Origin of the sequence: uncultured Campylobacter sp., assembly GCF_938045405.1 — a bacterium.
In the GTDB taxonomy this organism is placed as follows: domain Bacteria; phylum Campylobacterota; class Campylobacteria; order Campylobacterales; family Campylobacteraceae; genus Campylobacter_B.
In genome coordinates, this window is sequence record NZ_CALIMW010000183.1 from 1 (window position 1) to 16,218 (window position 16,218).

General features: G+C 43.7%; 13 protein-coding genes. 2 read left to right on the plus strand and 11 right to left on the minus strand.

What is annotated here, in order from left to right; translation table 11 throughout:
- The 6 genes from gdhA to gltX all read right to left on the minus strand — a co-directional run.
- The coding region (gene gdhA, locus Q0140_RS06965) for an NADP-specific glutamate dehydrogenase (RefSeq protein ID WP_297963230.1) at positions 1-1,253 on the minus strand (1,253 nt) is incomplete at its 3' end.
- Positions 1,250-1,942, minus strand: a complete 693-nt coding sequence (locus Q0140_RS06970; protein WP_297963233.1) for an MqnA/MqnD/SBP family protein — start codon at positions 1,940-1,942, stop codon at positions 1,250-1,252. The genes Q0140_RS06970 and gdhA, both read right to left, overlap by 4 nt.
- Before the next feature lie 77 nt (positions 1,943-2,019).
- Positions 2,020-2,391, minus strand: coding sequence for a hypothetical protein (locus Q0140_RS06975; protein WP_297963236.1), 372 nt, complete (start codon positions 2,389-2,391; stop codon positions 2,020-2,022).
- Complete coding sequence (locus Q0140_RS06980) at positions 2,384-3,832, minus strand: nicotinate phosphoribosyltransferase (protein WP_297963239.1); 1,449 nt, start codon at positions 3,830-3,832, stop codon at positions 2,384-2,386. Before Q0140_RS06980 ends, Q0140_RS06975 begins: the two co-directional genes overlap by 8 nt.
- Before the next feature lie 44 nt (positions 3,833-3,876).
- Complete coding sequence (locus tag Q0140_RS06985; protein WP_297963242.1) at positions 3,877-5,133, minus strand: malic enzyme-like NAD(P)-binding protein; 1,257 nt, start codon at positions 5,131-5,133, stop codon at positions 3,877-3,879.
- Between the two features lies 1 nt (position 5,134).
- Positions 5,135-6,514 (minus strand): glutamate--tRNA ligase, encoded by a 1,380-nt coding sequence (gene gltX / locus Q0140_RS06990; protein ID WP_297963245.1) that lies wholly within the window; start codon positions 6,512-6,514, stop codon positions 5,135-5,137.
- 84 nt (positions 6,515-6,598) lie between these two features.
- Between gltX and Q0140_RS06995 the strand changes: the two genes are divergently transcribed.
- Together Q0140_RS06995 and Q0140_RS07000 are read left to right on the plus strand one after the other, a co-directional pair.
- Positions 6,599-7,489 carry a peptidylprolyl isomerase gene (locus Q0140_RS06995; RefSeq protein ID WP_297963248.1) on the plus strand — a complete coding sequence of 297 codons (891 nt, stop codon included), beginning with the start codon at positions 6,599-6,601 and terminating at the stop codon, positions 7,487-7,489.
- A gap of 121 nt (positions 7,490-7,610) precedes the next feature.
- Positions 7,611-7,862, plus strand: a complete 252-nt coding sequence (locus tag Q0140_RS07000; RefSeq protein ID WP_297963251.1) for a hypothetical protein — start codon at positions 7,611-7,613, stop codon at positions 7,860-7,862.
- A gap of 93 nt (positions 7,863-7,955) precedes the next feature.
- On the opposite strand, the gene Q0140_RS07005 is transcribed toward Q0140_RS07000, so the two are convergent.
- The 5 genes from Q0140_RS07005 to Q0140_RS07025 are packed head-to-tail and all read right to left on the minus strand — an operon-like array spanning position 7,956 to position 15,958.
- Complete coding sequence (locus Q0140_RS07005; protein ID WP_297963254.1) at positions 7,956-11,051, minus strand: type I restriction endonuclease subunit R; 3,096 nt, start codon at positions 11,049-11,051, stop codon at positions 7,956-7,958.
- 20 nt (positions 11,052-11,071) lie between these two features.
- Positions 11,072-12,163, minus strand: coding sequence for an AAA family ATPase (locus Q0140_RS07010; RefSeq protein ID WP_297963257.1), 1,092 nt, complete (start codon positions 12,161-12,163; stop codon positions 11,072-11,074).
- Positions 12,164-12,165: 2 nt separating this feature from the next.
- Positions 12,166-13,416, minus strand: a complete 1,251-nt coding sequence (locus Q0140_RS07015; protein WP_297963260.1) for a restriction endonuclease subunit S — start codon at positions 13,414-13,416, stop codon at positions 12,166-12,168.
- Complete coding sequence (gene rhuM / locus Q0140_RS07020; RefSeq protein ID WP_297942717.1) at positions 13,413-14,405, minus strand: RhuM family protein; 993 nt, start codon at positions 14,403-14,405, stop codon at positions 13,413-13,415. Before rhuM ends, Q0140_RS07015 begins: the two co-directional genes overlap by 4 nt.
- Entirely contained in the window at positions 14,402-15,958 is a 1,557-nt protein-coding gene (locus Q0140_RS07025) for a type I restriction-modification system subunit M (RefSeq protein WP_297963263.1), read from the minus strand. Before Q0140_RS07025 ends, rhuM begins: the two co-directional genes overlap by 4 nt.
- Between the last annotated feature and the right edge of the window lie 260 nt (positions 15,959-16,218).

Below are 16,218 nucleotides of genomic sequence, written 5' to 3' on the forward strand. Positions count from 1 at the left end.
TAGCTGGTGCGAAATATGTGGCGCATGATCTCGCGCAGCTTACTATCGACCTCCTCGAAGCTCCACGACGCCATCTGCGCGTTTTGCGCCATCTCAAGCCCGCTCGTAGCTACGCCGCCAGCATTCGCCGCTTTGGCAGGGCCGAAAAGAAAGTCTTTTTGCGCGAGCATAAACTCGACCGCCTCGAGCGTGCTGGGCATATTCGCGCCCTCGCAAACCATGCGGCATCCGTTGGCGTAAAGGGTTCGCGCATCGTCCAGATTAAGCTCGTTTTGCGTAGCGCTCGGAAATGCCGCGTCGCACGGCACGCTCCACACGCCGTTGCGGCCTGCGGGATAGGCGCTTACGGGGATAAATTTTGCGTTAGGACGCTCTTTGATATATTCGCAAAGCCCCACGCGCAGCTGCTCTTTTAGCTTTTTAAGAAGCGCCACGTCGATTCCCTCGGCATCATAGATAAAGCCCGTAGAATCGCTCACGGTGACGGGCTTAGCCTGCATCTGATAGAGCTTTTCGGCGGTGTAGATCGCGACGTTGCCGGCGCCCGAGATCGTGCAAATTTTGCCGTGCAGAGAATCACCTCTGGTAGCGAGCATCTCGTTTGCAAAATAGACCGATCCGTAGCCCGTAGCCTCGGTGCGCGCAAGACTACCGCCCCAGCTTAGCCCCTTGCCCGTAAGCGCGCCGTCAAATCTGCGGGTGAGCTTTTTATACGCGCCGTACATATAGCCGATCTCGCGACCGCCCACGCCGATGTCGCCCGCAGGCACGTCGGTATTGGAGCTGATTAGGCGGTGAAGCTCAAGCATAAAAGCTTGGCAAAATCTCATAATCTCGCCGTCGCTCTTGCCCTTGGGATCGAAATTTGCACCGCCTTTTGCGCCGCCGATATTAAGGCCTGTGAGGGAATTTTTAAAAATTTGTTCAAACCCTAAAAATTTTAAAACGCCCAAATTTACGCTCGGATGAAAGCGCAGGCCGCCTTTGTAAGGGCCCAGAGCGGAGTTGAACTCTATGCGATATCCCGTATGCACGCAGGACTCGCCGTCGTCGCTCATATAGACGACGCGAAACATCATCGTGCGCTCGGGCGCTAAAATGCGCTCTAAAATTTTATTTTTCACGTATCGCTCGTCGCGCTTTAGAAGCGGTATGAGCGAGTATAAAATTTCGGTCGATGCCTGGATAAATACCTCCTGACCGGGATTGGCGCGCTTTAAATTTAGCAGCAAGCCGTCGATGTAAGATTTCATAGTTCCTCCTTTTGAACCGGATTAAATTTTAATTTTTTGGCTTTAGCGATAAATTTTTTCAGCGCCAGCTCCTCGCGGACGCCGATTTTGTAACTTATAAATTTCAAATAATTCAAAATTTCGCGCTCTTTTATGCCGCGCGAAAGGGTGTAGCTTTGCAAGATATATCTTGGAATTTTAATGCGCGAACGTAAAAATTTCGTCGCCAGGCGCGCGTAAGCCTTATCGTTTTTCACGCAGCACAGCCGCCCAAAAACAAAGGGCAAGCCCGTGCGCTGCTGCCAAATTTCGCCCAAATCGTAGAATTTATCTCTGCCCTGCGAAAGCAGAGCCTTTAGAGCATTATCGCCGATTAGCACCTCGCCGCTAAGATCCAGCACGCGAGCTAACATATTTGAGCTCATTGACGCGGGATCGAGTCTGGGCGCCGAGTTTTTGCGCACGAGCACGCTTAACACTTCGCGCTTTGCGACGATTCCTAGAGGCAGTTTGCGGTATTTTGCGCGGCGGCTTTCGATGCTGGAGATTACCGCGGCGTCTATGCGCCTAAAATAAAGATCGGCGCAGAGTTTGCTCGGCACCCCTTTTTTAAATTCTATCGATTTTTTAACATAAGACGGCAGCGGAAGGGATTTTAAAAATACGTGAAATGGGAGCAAATTTAGATAATCGATTTTGCCTAATAACATGACTTTCTCCGAATTTAGCGCAGAAAAGAGGTCAAATTCCGGCGCTAAATCGGAATTTAACCAAAAAATTTCAGGACTTATTTGACCTCGGTGATCGGGATGGATTTGTATTTGCTAAACTCCACTATGCCCTCACCTTTTTTGAAGTGGATGCTCACTCCGTCCTTGTTCTCCATATAGATGCCGTCGGCGGCGCGCTCGCGCTTGAGATCGTAGCTTTTGCCGCTATCGTCCTTTAACACGGCGGTATTGAAATCGTCTTTTGAGCTAAGCGAAAGCTTTTTGCCCTTGTCATCGACGAAATAGAAAGTCTTTGCGTTCTCTTGAGTTATGGTTTTTTCGCTCTGTGCTTGCTTATCCATAGCGCTATCCGGGGATTGGCGGAGCTGGTTTGAACCGCATCCTAGCAAAACTAACGCCAAAGCGGCGCACGATAGAACTTTAAACATATTTTTCCTTTAAATTGAGGTTGCACTCATTGATGAGTGATTTTCGGATATCCCAAAGCTTTTGAGAGAGATCCACTTTGTAGCTCTGCGGATGGACGTTGCGAAGGTGCTCAAGCCAAAATTTACTCTTCTGCTCCTTGCTAAAACGCGCGATCTCGCTTACGCTACGGCGGACACCTACGAATTTGCCCTCCTTGAAAACGGGACGCAAAAGCTTATGCGCGCTGAAATTCGTTAAAATTTTACGCTTGTAGGTGTAAAGCGGATGGAAAATTTCAAGCGGCGCGCTCTCGTCTATACTCTCGTCATCAAGTGCGATCAGATCGGCAAGCGCCATGTCGTTATCTTTGTCGTAGAGTCTAAAGACCTGTTTGTAGCCCGGGTTATTGATCTTGCGCGGATCGTTTGAAATTTTGATCTTAGCCACGATCTCGCCATCTTTTTCGATACCGCTTAGCTTATACACGCCGCCGAGGCTCGAACTATCTCCGCCGGTGATGAGCCTCGTGCCGATCCCCCAGCTATCGATTTTGGCGTCAAAAAGTTTGAGCTGATCGATCGCGTATTCGTCTAGATCATTCGACGCAGTGATCTTTGCGTCATTAAAGCCCGCAGCATCGAGCATCTTACGCGCCTGCTTGGTTAGATACTCCAGATCGCCTGAATCTATGCGAATTCCAAGCGGCTTATGACCGCTTGCGCGCAGCTCCTCAAAAACCTTGATCGCATTTGGCACGCCGCTTGCGAGAGTATCGTAGGTATCGACGAGCAGAAGCGCGCTGTTTGGATAAATTTTAGCGTAAGCGCGAAATGCCTCCAGCTCGCTATCAAAGCTCTGAATCCACGAGTGCGAGTGAGTGCCGATCGCGGGCACGCCGAATTTCTTTGCGGCAAGCACGTTTGACGTGGCGCTGCAGCCGCCTATAATCGCAGCCTTTGCGCCGTAGATGCCCGCACTTCGCCCCTGAGCGCGGCGCAAGCCAAACTCCATCACCGAATCGCCCTGAGCGCTAAAGTTTATACGCGAGCTTTTCGTAGCGATGAGAGTTTGGAAATTTATAGTATTTAAGATCGCAGTCTCGATGAGCTGCGCTTCCATAATATTTGCCTTGACGCGGATTAGTGGCTCGTGCGGAAATACGATCTGCCCCTCGTCCATGGCGTAAATTTCACCGCTAAATTTAAAGCCTCTTAGAAATTCCAAGAATTCTGGCTTAAAGAAATTTAGACTTTTTAGATATGCGATGTCATCGTCGCTAAATCTGAGATTTTCGATATAATCCACGACCTCATTTAAGCCGCAAAATATCGCATAACCGCCGCCGCTTGGGTTTTTGCGATAAAAAACGTCAAAAACCGCCGTCTGATCGGGCTTTGTAAAAAAATAGCCCTGCATCATGCTAAGCTGATAAAAATCGGTAAGTAAAGCCAAATCTTTCATTTACGCCTCTTAAATTTAATCTCGCCTCGCGCAGGAGCAAAAAATCATAGCTTTTTAGCTTCCAGGCTCTTTTTATAAGTCTCAGCGTCGAAGCCTTTGACGCGAGCGACGCCGTCATCTACCGCAGCTTTTGCAACCGCCGTCGAGATCACGGCAAATACGCGCGGATCGAAAGGATTTGGGATCACGTAGTCTTTGCCGAATTTTAAGCTATCCTTGCCCAGCATCTTGCGGATTTCCGCAGGAACCTCTTCGCGAGCAAGATCTGCCATCGCGCGAGCGGCCGCAATTTTCATATTTTCGGTAATCTTTTTGGCTCTTACGTCAAGCGCGCCGCGGAAGATATACGGAAAGCCCAAAACGTTATTGATCTGATTTGCAAAGTCGCTTCTGCCGGTGCCTACGATCGCGTCGTTTCTTACTTCCTCGACCTCGCTTGGATAGATTTCCGGTACCGGATTTGCAAGCGCAAAAATGATTGGATGTGGCGCCATAGTCTTTACCATCTCTTTGGTTAAAACGCCCGGCTTGCTAAGGCCCAAAAACATATCCGCGCCCTTCATCGCGTCCTCTAGCGTGCGATCTGCGGTGTCTAGGGCAAATTCTTTCTTTTGCTCGGTAAGATCGGTGCGGCCCTTGTGGATCACCCCTTTGGAGTCAAGCATTATAATATGTTTAGCGCCTAAATTTTGATACATCTTTGCACACGCTATGCCAGCAGCGCCCGAGCCGCTGACTACGATCTTCATATCCTCGATCTTTTTGCCGCTGATAATGGCTGCATTGATTAGCCCTGCGCCCGTAATCATCGCGGTGCCGTGCTGATCGTCGTGCATGACGGGGATATCGACGGCTTTTTGTAGCTCGCGCTCGATCTCGAAGCACTCGGGAGCTTTGATATCCTCTAAATTTATACCGCCGAACGTAGGCGCAAGCGCTTTGCAAATTTCTACGATCTTTTTAGGATCTTTTTCGTCGATCTCGATATCGAAAGCATCGACGCCGCCGAATTTTTTGAACAAAACCGCCTTGCCCTCCATTACGGGCTTTCCGGCGATTGCGCCGATATCTCCGAGACCCAAAACCGCTGTGCCGTTAGTGATAACAGCTACGAGATTGGCCTTATTCGTGTATTTAAACGCAGCCTCGTGATCACCTTCGATCACCTTACAAGGTTCCGCGACGCCCGGCGTATATGCAAGCGCCAAATCCTCCGCCGTATCGCACGGGGTTTTTACATTCGTTCCGATTTTGCCGCCTATGTGGTACTTCAAAGCTGCTTCAACGTTTACTTTAGCCATTTTATAATCCTTTTTTGATTAAATTTGAAATTCTCGTTTTAACTTCGTCGCTTCCTAAAATTTCACAAATTTCAAAAATCGACGGACTTACACTTCCCCCCGTGATCGCAACGCGCAGCGGCTGGGCAAGATCCTTTAGCTTGGCGCCGTTTGCGTCCAAAAACTCCATCGTCCTTTCCTCGCACTCCTTTGCATTTAAATTTGCGCTTAGAGTATCCGCAAATTTTGCGAGTAAGCTTAGCGAACTTTCGGTTACAAATTTCTTATACGCCTTCTCGTCATAGTAACTCGGGCGGTTTAGAAGAATTTTAATGCCCTCGGCCATCTCCACTAGCGTCTTTGCGCGCTGTTTGTACTGCTGGGCGATGAGATGTTTTTTCGCATGCGAGCGTATATCGACGCCGAATTCCACAAGCTGCATGGCAAGCTCATCATCGCTCGAGTTTTTAATATAATGCGCGTTTAGCCACTCAAGCTTGGTTTGGTTGAAGGTGCTAGCGCTCTTGCTGATATGGTTAGGGTCAAAGTATCGCTTCATCTCCTCCATGCTAAAAATTTCATCATCCCCGTGGCTCCAGCCCAGACGCACTAAAAAATTTAGCAGAGCTTGCGGCAGATAACCCATGCGCTTATACTCCATCACGTCGGTAGCGCCGTGGCGTTTGCTCAGCTTGCTGCCGTCGGTGCCGTTGATCATCGCGACATGGTAAAATTTAGGGATTTTAAAGCCTAGCGCGTTATACAGCACGATCTGCTTCGGGGTGTTGCTTAGATGATCGTCGCCGCGGATCACGTCCGTGACGCCCATCAGCGCGTCGTCGATCACGACCGTGAAGTTATACGTAGGCGTGCCATCGGAACGCGCGATGATGAAATCGTCCAAAATATCGGCAGCGTTAAATTTTATCTCACCCTTGATGCCGTCGTTAAATTCTATCGTGCCACTAAGCGGGGATTTGATGCGGATTACAGGCTCGATACCCGCAGGCGGCGTGCCGGTAAAGTCGCGGTAGCGGTTATCGTAGCGCGGGCGCTCTTTGCGAGCTTCCTGCTGCGCGCGCAGCTCATCCAGCTCGTCCTTACTCATATAGCATCTGTATGCCTTGCCCTCATCTAGCAGCTTTTGGACGTATTGTTTGTAAAGATCAAAGCGCGAGCTTTGATACACGATCTGCCCGTCATAGTCTAGATTGCACCACTTAAAAGCTTCCTCGATCGCCTTAGCAGCCTCCTGCGAATTGCGCTTCAGATCAGTGTCCTCGATGCGCAGCAGGAATTTGCCGCCGTTTGCTCTAGCGTAAAGATAACTAAAAAGCGCCGTTCTAAGTCCGCCGATATGTAAATATCCCGTAGGACTCGGCGCAAAACGAGTTACTATCATAAAATTCCTTTGCAAAAATTACCATTTAATGTTATAATCGCGATCTTGTAATTATAAAGCAAAAAGACTAAATAAAGGTTAAAAATGATAAAGAAACTGCTTTTTTCCGCAATGATCTGTGCTGTTTGTGCAAATGCCGAAGTAGTAAACGGCGTCATCGCCGTGGTAGATAATGAGCCGATCACCGGCTACGAACTAGCCAAAGTTCAAAAACTAACGGGTGCTTCGCCGCAAGCCGCGATGGAAATTTTAATCGGGCAAAAGCTGCAACAATCCGAGATTAAACGCCGCGGCATCGCGGTAAATGACGCGGAGATCGACGCGAGACTCAAAGCGATCGCCGATCAAAATAAGCTTAGCTTAGACCAGCTCAAAACCGCCGTGCAAAAGCAAGGTATAAACTACGATGACTTTAAAGCAAATATCCGCCGTACACTGCTTGAAGAAAAGCTCTATGGCTCGATATTCGCAGACGTACAGCACCGCACGACCCCCGAAAATGTCAAAAAATTCTACACGCAAAATAGCTCTTTGTTTACAACCTTCGATAGCATCACGCTCACCCGCTATATCGCAAAATCACAAGCTCCGCTCGATAAGATCCGCGCAAATCCGAAGCTCCGCCCAAGCGACGTGTATGTGATGAAGGGCACCCTCAAGGCCAATCAAATGGACGAGGGACTCAAATATATCGTCACGAACGTCGAACAGGGCAAATTTTCGCCGATAATCCCTACGCGCAACGGCTACGAGATGTTTTACGTAAACGACAAAAAGGGGCTTCGTACGCTTGATTTTGACAGCGTGCAAGAAAAGGCGATCGAAGGCTACGTAACCTCCGAGCGCAAAAAGGCGGTCACCGAGTTCAACGACAGGCTCCGCTCAAATGCCAATATCCGCATTATCGAGCGCCCACAGGCAAAAGCGCAAGGCGCAAAAACCGCTCCGAAAGTTAAAGTGCAAAAAAGGCAGTAAATTTTAAAATCCGATGCCGCGCATTAAATTTTATAGAATTTAATAATGCCGATAGCGCAAGGGCAAGCGTGCAGCTTATCCGCTCGCGCGTAAAATTTTGATAAAATTTAAAGGCTTCGTGGTGATAACGATCAAAAATTTTACCGAACTTAAAAGCGATCCTAGAAGTAGCGGCATAAGCGCCGTGAACTTCGGCGCAAGCAAATTTTGCTCCCACATCGATACGGCCTTTAAACTCGTCGCCGTTTGGAGCGACGAATATGACGGCGAGGAGCTAAATTTTAAAATTTATACGAATCTACATCATATTGACACAAATTATACTTCTTTGTTTTTAATGCAACATATTTTAACTCAACAACAATTTTTCTAATAATTTTCGTCTGTAAAAATATAATCTAAACGCATAAAACGCCCATTTGCATCGCTTATAGTACAAAATAACACATCCAAATTAAGTCACATCTCAAACCTCGACACTAACCTCCTTAAATTTATCCACAAAAAAAGCGATTTTCTCAAAAACATTTTGCTTCACGCTCAGATACTTCGGATTTAGCGGACTCATTTTAGGTAAAATTTCGTTTAAATCAGTTCCGCTTTCGCTGGCGTATCCGCGTTTTAACGATGCGCTAATATATCTTTTTGCGGCATTTTCATTTAAATTTAACGATTCGATCAACTCTTTTGCTTCGTGTGACATCTCGCCTTTTGCAAATTTAAAAAACGCCTCAACAACGCCAGCTCTATCTTTTAACTCGTCCAAATCGGTATTATTTATAAAGTCCACTATCAGCCCCTCTTTTGAGCGATTTTCCAGGCTGGCGCGGATGATCCTGCGGATCTCTTCGGTAAGCGCGATCTTATCTTTAATCTTTTTATTGTGCTCAAATATTAACCCCAAAATATAGTCTAAATTTATCTCCTGCGACTTGAGTAGGTCAATCTCAAAGACCACGTCGTCCCAGTCCATCTTTTGCGCCTCTTTGCGTTCGCCCGCTCTTTCTTTTCTTAGCCAGTCTCTTATATCGTTATAGGTAGAGCGGTAGTCTTGGAGCGCTCGCACGCTAGGCACTTTTATGCTTTGCATCTCCTGCAAATCCTCTTCGCTTAGATAAAATTTTTCTTTAAATTCGCGCACGGCATTCTCATCATTCAAATTTACCCCTTGCAGAGCCTGCAGCGCCGCAAATTCGTCATAGTTTTGCAGAGCATTTTCTACGCGAAGATACTCGCCAAAAAGCTTAACAAAATCCTTTTTATCCTTTTGCGTTTCTATTGCGTTAGGATCTGAGAAGCGCGCCTCAAGCTCGCTCGTAACTTCTAGAAATCCTCGTCTGGCCTCGCCGGTAGCAGCATCGGTAAAGCCCTGCATATATTCCTTATAGCTTTTTTCCAAAATTACGTTTTTGGTACTGTTTTTACCAAAAAGCGTGATGGCATCGATCGTAGCTTGCTGCAAGTCTCTAAAAGTCACGATATTGCCAAAGGTCTTAGTGGCGTCTAGGATTCTATTCGTACGTGAAAAAGCCTGCATAAGCCCGTGATAACGTAAATTTTTATCTACGAATAGCGTATTTAACGTAGGTGCGTCGAACCCTGTTAAAAACATGCCCACAACCAAGAGCAAATCGACTTCTTGCTTTTTCATGCGTTCACTCAAGTCGCGGTAATAGTCCTGAAACGACCTGCCCTCGATGCTAAAATTCGTCCTAAAATAGGCGTTATAATCTTTTATCGCCACATTTAGAAATTCTTTTGAGCTCATATCCATCGTCTCTGGCTCAAAATTTTCGTCTGCTATCTCACCTATAACACCCTGCTCCTCGTTTTGCGAAAATGAAAAAATCGTTGCTACTTTTAGCGGTCGCTCTTTATCTTTTTGTAAATTTTTAAACGCCTCGTAGTATAGCTTCGCGGCTTCGATAGAGCTTACTGCAAACATAGCGTTAAAGCCTTTACCGCTTGCGTTTAGTCGGTGCGTTTTTTGCCTAAAACGATCCAGGATATACTGCGAAATCTCTTTTATACGATCAGGGTGCAAAAATGCCTCTTTACTCTCCGCAGCGCTTAGTTTTAGCTCATCTTTTTCGGTCTCAAATTCTCTAAATTTAGGCCTTACGTCGTTATAATCAACCTTAAATTTAAGCACTTTTTCATCCCTTACGGCATCGGTTAATATATACGAGTGAAGCTCGCTTCCAAATACGCTTTGCGTCGTCTCCGCTCCTAGCGCATTTTGCGGAAATATCGGCGTACCCGTAAAACCGAACTGGAAAAATCTCTTAAATTTTTTCTTTAAATTTTTCTGTGCCTCGCCAAACTGCGAGCGGTGGCACTCGTCAAATATAAAAACGACCTCCTTTTGATATACAGCCAGCTCGCTTTCGCTTTTCATCAGATTATTTAGCTTTTGTATGGTCGTTACGATTATTTTACCGTCCTCTTTTTCCGTATTTCGTTTTAGTTCGGCGCAGCTATTTGAGCCGTTTACGCTATCTTTTTGAAATTTTTGATACTCTTTCATCGTCTGATAGTCTAGATCCTTACGATCTACTACGAAAAAGACCTTATCTATAAAATCAAGCTGAGTAGCGAGCCTTGCCGCCTTAAAGCTAGTTAGCGTTTTGCCCGATCCTGTCGTATGCCAGATATAGCCGCCGCCCTCCGGCTTTGCATAGCATTTACTAAGATGCGAGCTATTTATCTTCCACAATATACGTTCGGTTGCTGCGATCTGATACGGACGCATGATTAGCAGCGTATCGCTCGCGTCAAATACGCAGTATTTTGTCAGTATGCTTAAAAGCGTATTTTTTGCTAGAAAAGTCGCAGTAAAGTCCTTTATATCCTTAATTGGCAAATTTTTAGAATCCGCCCAGTTGATAGTAAAATCGAAACTACTCTTGTCGCGTTTTGTGGTATTTGCAAAGTAACGCGTATCCGTGCCGTTTGAGATAACAAAAATTTGCAGGTATTTAAATAGCGAATTTGACGTATTAAAGCTCTCTTTGGCATAGCGGTGGATTTGATTGAACGCTTCTCTTATCGCCACGCCGCGCTTTTTTAGTTCGATTTGCACGAGCGGTAATCCGTTAATCAAAATAGTAACGTCGTATCTATTGACAAACGATCCCGTTTGCTCGAATTGATTAACGACTTGCACGCTATTTCGCGCGATATTTTTCTTATCGAGAAGGTAGATATTTTGTATATGCCCATCATCAAAAACAAAATCATAAATGTGATTGTCTTGGATTTTGCGAGTCTTTTCATTCACTCCGTCGTTTGGCGCGTCGAGATATTCGCTAAGAAACCTAGTCCATTCAGATGACGTAAATTTAGCCTCGTTTAGGCTTTCCAGTCGCTGTTTTAAATTTTCTAACAGCTTTGCAGGAGAGTTTATTTCTTTTGCATATTCGTAGCCTTGTGCAACTAGATCGTTTATCAGCTCGCGCTCCATATCCGCTTCGCTTTGGTAGGTTGACGGCTGGATGATTTTTTCATAAACGTCCAGGACTATGAAATTTTTACTCTCGGCTATCGGCTTGATTTCGGTCATTTTCTTCCTTTGTTAGTTTCTTATTTAAAATGGTATATTGAGCTAATTTCCTGAATTAAAAATCCTAATACTCTTTTGTCGTTATCGTTTGGCTCAACACTCTCTTCGGCAGAATGTTTAGAATGACTTGAAATATTAATCAGTCTTGTTTCATACGGTTTTGAATCTCCGCCTGGAGTATTCGGCAAGAGATCGCCCCAGCTTTTATAACCAAGAAAAGTAGAAGTCTTTTCCAAAATATTTCTTAGAAAATTAAAATGGTACTTCTTGATTTGATTGCTCTCAATGGCTTTTTCTATCTCGGCTTTTAAATACAGATGATAAGCAAAGGGCGAATCGTTTTCTTGTTCTTCTAAAATATACACCCCGTCTTCATTATTTTTTAAAACAAATTTATAGGCATTTAGTCCATTGTGCAAAACATTATAAAATAGGGGATTATGCGTAGTAATGATAAATTTTATATCAGATTCGCTCCCCTTTATTCTCTCAGCTAAATTCACAGCTATTTCTATTAGATTGTTCTCGTCCAGCGAACTAACTGGATCGTCTATAAAAATATATTTTAGATCATCAAATTCGTGAGTTGATCGATTATCTGGTTCCGCTATATTTAATTCATTTATTACTTGCCTTATTAATACATAAAAAATACTCCAAATAAAAATACTTTCTTCTCCTTTTGAAATTTTAATATTATCTTCGGAGGCATTGTCATCTATAAAAGAAAAAGAAACTTCTGAAAAATTTGCATCGAATCTAGGTTCAAGCTTTTTACCTACATAAAGCTGAAAAGTATCAATAACCTCTTTATCCAATCCTTGTTCTTGAAATACCCAGCTAGTAAAAGAATTCGGTTGTATTTTTAATTTTGGCTCGACATCATTTTCTATATCGTTATCCCAATAAAATAAATCCTGCGTAAAAGCATTATAATAAATAATTTTCTTTTGGTCAGAGTCACTGTTTTCATCGGCTCCTGATTCTATTAAATTTTTAAATTCTACAGATAAACGAGTCTTACCCGTACCGTTAAAAGCATAAATTAATTGTGCTTTTTTATTCAAATTTTTAAGCTTATTTGCTATTTCGTTAAGAGTACCAGCAAACACTACTATATCTCCTTTTCAATTTCTGTAAAATTTAATAGCTTTTCTCTGTAATACTCATACTGCTTTTGCCTTAACTCTATCTCGCACGGTAGACCCTCGGCTATAGAGTTTACGAGCGTGTCAAATTTGTCGAGTATTTCGACGATTTTGCGCTGGGTTGGTAGTGATGGAACAGGGATTTTATATTCCAAAATAGCATTCTTATTTCCTCGTGGCATTTTTGCGCCTTTTGCATTTTTCATATTATAATCGAAAAATTTATCATCAGCCAAAATTTGATACAAATATCTAGAATTGACGCTTTCGTCGTTTAAACGCAAAACCAAAACGTCGCCACTTGCTCCACCAGTGCAGTCAGCTTGCCAAATTTTCTTTAAATAAGGACGAATATTGCCTATCAAAATATCACCGCTTTCAAACTTAGTACAGTTTCCGCTCGCCGGAACGTATTTTGACGATACTTTCCCTGCTTTATTTTGAAGCAAATTTTCCACGCCGACGTAATTTAGCTCATTTAAAGAGTCAAATTTAATTCTATCGCTCGAGTAGTCTGCAATGCTCCTAAGTGTTTTTAGTTCATACCCCCCATTTTTATTGAGCTCGTCAAAGCTTAAAAGGAAGTCGCGATAAAATTCGTATTGCTTTTTCCTAGCTGTAAGCTCTGCTGTAAGCTCTGCTGTAAGCTCTGCTGTAAGCAGCGTGAAACAGTCCAAAATGCGGACTATTTCACGCTGTACTTCCAGAGGAGGTACGGGGAGTTTGATTTTTTGAAATTTTGTTTTTGAAATATTAAAACGAGTTACTCCATTGGCCGTCTTAATAATTTGTGCTCTCAAAAATTTACTTCTAAAAATATATTTTAGAAATTCTGGTTCAAATAAACTTAAATCATTTAAACGAAAGCCAAAGCAAAAACTATTTAAATAAATTGGTTCTTCTGGTTTTTTAGTAAGAACAGATGAAAATCCACATTCGTTTCTAGTTTCAGACGAGCCTGTAAATAAAACATCGCCGTAAGCAACTAAATTTTGCCTTTCATTATTTTCTATTTTTACAAATTCAAGCGCATTCAAATCTATACTTAAATTTGAAAAAACATTCATATAGGTTATATATTTTACGTTACCGTGTTTTACAAAATCATCTTTTGTTTTTCCGTTTAAACCACCATAAAAATAACCAATCTCTCCAAGCTCCCTAAACTCCACCCCTTGCGGACAAAGCTCGTTTATCAAATCAAAAATTTTACTCATTTCTTGCCTTTGTCTTTTAGCTTTAAATTTATACTTTTGACGGCGTTTATATATTCTTTCTCGACCGGAGTTAGGTTGTTTTGTCGGTATTTTGCATATTCGGTGTCAACTTTTTTCATAGCCTCGCTATGACTTACCGAGCCAGCATTTTGCAAAACGCCTTTGCCGTAAGTTACGCTAAATTTATCCAGCTCGCTTATCCAGTCTCTCATATACATCGGCTCGCGCTCGTGCGCCTTCACCTCGGCAAGATCGAAAAACGCCGAAACCAAGCGATTTAATCTAAAAAGTTCATCCTCGCTTAGGTAATTTTTCGCCGTTTTAGCCTCGTTTAGCGTCGGCATTTGGCCTTTAAAATTTGTAAGCCCCATAAATTCTTTATCTCCGTTTACTCTACTAAAAATAATCTCGGAGGCGGTTTGCTCGCTAACGGCGTAATGAAGCTTGTTTTGAACTATTTTAAAAAATTTAATACTCTCGTCGCTTTTTGGATCGTAGTCGTAGCTAGTGGCGTAAAGGTCGAGTACTTGGCGATACATCGCTTTTTCGCTACTACGGATATCGCGAATGCGTTCAAGCAACTCTTTGAAATAATCGCCGCCGCCCGTGCCTTTTAAGCGTTCGTCGTCAAGCGCAAAACCCTTTTTTATATATTCTCCTAAGCATTGCGTCGCCCACTGACGAAACTGCGTACCGCGAGATGAACGCACGCGGTAACCTACGGCTATAATCAAAGGCAAAGGATAATAAGCCATTTTACGCTTTATATTGCGCCCGCCTTCATTTTGAACTGTCAACTGAAAGTTGACAGTTGCTTTTTCATCTATCTCATTTTCTAAAAAAATAGCCTTTATATGCTTGCTAATATTTTGTTTGGTCGTCTGGTAAAGTTCCGCGATTTCAAGTTGCGTCAGCCAAAGCTGTTCATCAAATTTTTGCAAAGAAAATCTTGACTTGCCATCGCTTGTCGTGTAAATAATAGCTTTCATATTTCGCTGCCCGAATTTATTTCCGCAACGATTTCGTCGATTTGTTCGCGCAAATTTGAAATTTTGGCTACTGTTTGTTTTATTTGTAAATTTAACTCGTCTATATTAATAACCTCGCGTGTATCTTTTGCCTCGACATAAGAGCTTACGGCTAGATTGTAATCGTTTTGGACTATTTTTTCATTATCTGCGAGTGCGCATACATGGGCGATATCTTCTTTTTTACCAAAAATTTCTATTATTTTCGCAATGTGTTCGTCAGTTAGGACGTTGTTGTTTGTTCTTTTTTCAAAAAACCCGCTAGCATCTATAAACTGCGTTTTAGTCTCTGTTTTATGCTTTGAAAGAACAAGGATATTAACAGCTATCGGAGTGCCATAAAAAAGATTTGGGGCGAGCGAGATGACGGTCTCGACAAAATTTTCTTTTACGAGATATTCGCGGATCTTTTTTTCCACACCGCCTCTATAAAAAATGCCCGGGAAACTAACTATCGCGGCTCTGCCTTTTGCCGAAAGGTAGCTGAGTGCGTGCAAGATAAAGGCAAAATCCGCCTTGCTTTTTGGCGCAAGAACGCCCGCAGGAGCAAATCTAGGATCGTTTATGAGCGTCGGATCGTCGCTACCGATCCAGTTGATGGAGTAAGGAGGATTTGAAACGATAGCGTCAAAAGGCCTATCGTCGCTAAGCTTTGGATCTAGTAGCGTATCGCCGAGCTCTATGTGAAATTTAGAGTAATTAACGTTGTGTAAAAACATATTCATACGCGCCAGGTTGTATGTCGTGTGATTTATCTCCTGGCCAAAAAATCCATCCTCGACCTCATGTTTGTCAAAACGTTTTTTAGCCTGCAAAAGTAGTGAACCAGAACCGCATGCTGGATCGTAAATTTTATTTACGCGCTCTTGTTCGTGCATGGCAAGTGCGGCGATGAGCTTTGAGACATTTTGCGGAGTGAAAAACTCGCCGCCGGATTTGCCTGCATTCGCGGCATAGTTCGAGATAAGAAACTCGTATGCGTCGCCAAAAAGATCGATATGGTTGTTCTTAAAATCGCCAAAATCAAGCTCGGCCACGCCTTTTAAAACCGCTGCGAGTCGCCTGTTTTTCTCTGTAACACTATTTCCTAAACGGTTGCTAGTAGTATCAAAATCGGCAAAAAGCCCCTTTATGTCCTGCTCTGACTCATACCCGGATGCCGAACCTTCGATACTTTTAAAAATTTGATCTAAATCGGTATTTAAATTTGCGTTATCGTCGGCATTTTTTACGACGTTTTTAAATAACTGACTAGGGTATATAAAATATCCCTTCGTAACAATAGTATCGTGCTTGATCGCTTCAAGCTCCGGCGAATCGTCGGGCAAGCTTGCGTAGTCAAAATCACCGTCGTCGCCCTCTATATAATCCGTAAAATTTTCGCTAATAAATCTGTAAAACAACGTGCCCAGGACGTATTGCTTAAAGTCCCAGCCGTCAACAGCACCTCTTACTTCATTTGCAATACTCCAAATTTGGTTTTGCAAAGCCTTGCGCTGCGTCTCTTCGCTCATTTAATAGTATCTCCTAAAAAAATTTTATGCATATAAAATGGGAATGCTGCCGATAAAATTTAGCAATTCCATACTCTAATTTTCGCAGCAAAATTTCGCTTCCTAAAATTTCATTGCGGCACGGTGCCGGTGGAGGCCTGCTCGCGCTACTTGCCGCTTAGATACTCCTGTAGCGTTTTAACTTCAAGCGCGGAATCGTCCTTTATCGAGCAGATCGAGCGCGTAGCGGCGATCGCCGCCTTCATCGTCGTAAAATACGG

Coding starts and splice junctions, on each gene's coding strand:
- Q0140_RS07025 (WP_297963263.1), bottom strand. CDS start 15,958: ATGAGCGAAGAGACGCAGCGCAAGGCTTTGCAAAACCAAATTTGGAGT.
- gltX (WP_297963245.1), bottom strand. CDS start 6,514: ATGATAGTAACTCGTTTTGCGCCGAGTCCTACGGGATATTTACATATC.
- Q0140_RS06985 (WP_297963242.1), bottom strand. CDS start 5,133: ATGGCTAAAGTAAACGTTGAAGCAGCTTTGAAGTACCACATAGGCGGC.
- Q0140_RS07015 (WP_297963260.1), bottom strand. CDS start 13,416: ATGAGTAAAATTTTTGATTTGATAAACGAGCTTTGTCCGCAAGGGGTG.
- Q0140_RS06995 (WP_297963248.1), top strand. CDS start 6,599: ATGATAAAGAAACTGCTTTTTTCCGCAATGATCTGTGCTGTTTGTGCA.
- Q0140_RS07005 (WP_297963254.1), bottom strand. CDS start 11,051: ATGACCGAAATCAAGCCGATAGCCGAGAGTAAAAATTTCATAGTCCTG.
- Q0140_RS06975 (WP_297963236.1), bottom strand. CDS start 2,391: ATGTTTAAAGTTCTATCGTGCGCCGCTTTGGCGTTAGTTTTGCTAGGA.
- Q0140_RS06980 (WP_297963239.1), bottom strand. CDS start 3,832: ATGAAAGATTTGGCTTTACTTACCGATTTTTATCAGCTTAGCATGATG.
- rhuM (WP_297942717.1), bottom strand. CDS start 14,405: ATGAAAGCTATTATTTACACGACAAGCGATGGCAAGTCAAGATTTTCT.
- Q0140_RS06970 (WP_297963233.1), bottom strand. CDS start 1,942: ATGTTATTAGGCAAAATCGATTATCTAAATTTGCTCCCATTTCACGTA.